The sequence below is a fragment of the Bacillus sonorensis NBRC 101234 = KCTC 13918 genome, from assembly GCF_001592005.1.
Lineage (GTDB): Bacteria > Bacillota > Bacilli > Bacillales > Bacillaceae > Bacillus > Bacillus sonorensis.
Map to the genome: position 1 here is coordinate 1 of NZ_BCVZ01000052.1, position 1,418 is coordinate 1,418.

Genomic DNA, 1,418 nt, shown 5'->3' on the forward strand with positions numbered 1-1,418 from the left:
TGCTCATCAAGCTTCGAAATCGAAGATACAGGAGTCGATTCAGCGGATTGAGCGGGAGATTGCGTCCGAAAAGGTTGGTGGAAAGATAAGTAGCGCCCAGACGTTTAAAGGTTATACTGGAGGGAGAACTCAGAAAGAATTAGATGATTTGGCTGGTGATCCTTCACATGGCGGTAGAATTGAGAAACAAGGAATAAAAGAAAGAGAAATAGGTTTGGACTTAGAAGGTAAAGGTAAATTAGGGAGAATAGTTCGTGATCCAACTGCCGATAAAGGAGCAGAGTTTATTGACACAAAAACAGGGATAAAGTGGGATGTGAAGAGTTTTGAATCATATCCAAACGGACATACCTCTCCAAAAAAAGGTGCCTTTACGGTAAATAAGGCTATGAATAAAATTGAAAAAGAATTTGATCGCGGACATAATGTAATAATTGATAAAAGAAAGTTAGTACCCGAACATATAGATCAACTAGAAAAAGCAATAAAAGATGCTGGTTTTTATAGTAGAATTCTTTGGTATCCTGATTGAGGAGGGCTCCAATGGAAATTAATAATAAAATAATTGAACAGTTGGAATTACACCAATTATGGGTGAAAACAATCGGTAAACAAGGAAGAAAATTAGGAATAGATGAGATTGATTTGCGGAACATAGATTTAACAAATTATACATTGGATCAAGCATATATTACAGAATGTATATTTAGTAACCTGAACTTGCAAAAAAAAGACTTTCATTTATCAGTTCTGTGTTCTTCAATTTTTAAATCTGCAAATTTAATACAGGCTGATTTTTATAAAGCAGACTTATCATATGCAGACTTTTCTGGAGCTAATGTTGAAAATGCACGATTTGCTAAAGCAGATTGTTCTGAGGCTATATTTAGTAATGCAAACTTAACAAATGCAAATTTAATGGCCTGTACTTTTTATGATACTAATTTTCAAAATGCAATACTTCGAGAAGCAAATGTCAGTTCTTCTTCTTTTAAAGGAACAATATTAAATGGAGCAGATCTTTCGGGATTAAAGGGTCTGGATGAAGCTGTTATTAAAACTATTAATATTGGAACTTCTGAGAGACCAATAATTCTAGAAGGATTAAAGGCTAAGGAATGGCTAAAGATGAAATCTCAATCACTATCAAATTAAAAAATTTAAAAGAGTTAAAAGTAGAATTTATTCATTTGATGGGATTTAGGTAGCTGTAAATAATCTGAAATACCTTGATGGAGAAGAATTTGGATTGAAAAGTTAATATGGATGTATTTTTCCGTATAATATCATTAAAAACGCATGGAAAAAGAGGCCTCCATGCGTTTTTTTATACTTTTTTGCAACGTTTAATTGCCAATCCGCTACAGGGAAAATCTCTGTATTTCAAAAAACAAAAATATTTGATTATTAATCGTTAA

General features: G+C 32.7%; 1 protein-coding gene and 1 pseudogene. Both read left to right on the forward strand.

The features are described 5' to 3' along the window. Positions 1-532: pseudogene (locus BTR1S_RS22930) on the forward strand (hypothetical protein); the annotation flags it as partial. 11 nt (positions 533-543) lie between these two features. Continuing rightward, entirely contained in the window at positions 544-1,155 is a 612-nt protein-coding gene (locus BTR1S_RS21430) for a pentapeptide repeat-containing protein (RefSeq protein WP_051397539.1), read from the forward strand. Positions 1,156-1,418: the final 263 nt, after the last annotated feature.

What these genes read in the sequence shown, in the direction of transcription:
- BTR1S_RS21430 (WP_051397539.1), top strand. Translation starts at nt 544, where the DNA reads ATGGAAATTAATAATAAAATAATTGAACAGTTGGAATTACACCAATTA.